The sequence below is a fragment of the Bilophila sp. 4_1_30 genome (assembly GCF_000224655.1).
Lineage (GTDB): Bacteria > Desulfobacterota > Desulfovibrionia > Desulfovibrionales > Desulfovibrionaceae > Bilophila > Bilophila wadsworthia.
On sequence record NZ_JH114254.1, the window covers coordinates 1 to 1,311 of the forward strand.

Sequence of the window (1,311 nt, forward strand, 5' to 3'; positions counted from 1 at the left end):
CCCGACTGGACTCGCGGAAGGCGTCATTGACGGGTGCGCCGCCGATCATGATTTTGACCTTTCCGGCAAGGGGGCTCTCGGCCACGCCCTTCACGACATCCTTGATGTGGACCATCGTGGTGGTGAGCAGGGCGGAACAGGCGATGATGTCGGCGTTGTGCTTGGCGGCGGCTTCAATGTATTTGGCCGGGGGCACGCTGTTGCCGAGGTCGATGACGTTGAGGCCCTTGGATTCCATCATCATGCGGACAAGGTTCTTGCCGATGTCGTGAAGGTCGTCCTTGATGGTCCCGATGACGACGGTGCCCTTTTCTTCCATCTGGTCGCCCACGAGGAGGGGACGGAGGACTTCGGTTCCGGCGGCCATCGCGCGGGCGGCGATGAGCACTTCAGGGATGAAGATGTCGTTCCTCTTGAAGCGTTCGCCGATGATGTCCATGCCGGGCATGAGGCCCTCATTGAGGATGGTCAGGGGCTGGATGCCCTCGGCGAGGGCCTGCTTCACCAGCTCGGCGACTTCCTTCATCTTCCCTTTCTGCAACTTCTCGGAAATGTCCTGCAAAATAGCGCTCATGGTATGCTCCTTAAAGGTTTGCTGATTCAGGCGATGCCCGCCGCGTGCAATGCGGCGCGGACGGCTCCGGCGGTTCCCTGCATACAGATGATCATGAGGGGCACCGGCGCGTCCCGGCTTTCCATCGTTTCAAAACCCTGCCCGGTATCCGAGACGAACCGGACGCCGTCGGCGGCCCGGATATACCCCTTGACCCGCAGCACGTTTCTGTCGGCGGTCAGGGCGTCGAGCAGCGTCTTGGCGTCGGTCCTGACAGCTTCCAGTGCGAAGCAGTCGGGCCGCGTCTCCGGGGTATTGAACCCGACCGGGAACAGGCGAAGTGCCCGTTCGGGCAGGGAGGCAAAATCCGCGTTTCCGTTATGGCTTTCCACTATGGGGAGGTCGGGTTCCAGCGAGCGGATATAGGCGCGGGCTGCGTCCCGTTCCTCCTTAGTCGTGATGTCGGCCTTGGTCAGGACAACGACACTGGCCGAGGCGAGTTGGCGCGGGATGACTTCCAGCACGCGCGCCAGCTTGAGGCTCTTGACGGGATCGAACAGGCAGATGGTCGAGGTGTGTTCAAAAAGGCCGTCGAGGCCGGAGAGCCGGAGCATCTTGTCCACGGCGGAGGGATCGGACATGCCGGAGGCCTCCACGATGATCAGATCCTCGTCGCGGGCGGCGAGGTTGGCCAGCGCCTTGATGAACGGCTCCCGCAGGCACGAGCAGAATACCGATCCGCCTCCGATCTCCACCAC

2 protein-coding genes are annotated in these 1,311 nt (G+C 62.4%); both read right to left on the reverse strand.

Annotated features, from left to right (window positions below):
• Window positions 1-574 (reverse strand): B12-binding domain-containing protein (locus HMPREF0178_RS19950; RefSeq protein ID WP_009369345.1); only part of this gene is annotated, 574 nt, incomplete at its 3' end.
• Window positions 575-600: 26 nt separating this feature from the next.
• On the reverse strand, window positions 601-1,311 hold a 711-nt coding region (locus HMPREF0178_RS19955), incomplete at its 5' end, for a GTP-binding protein (protein WP_050809313.1).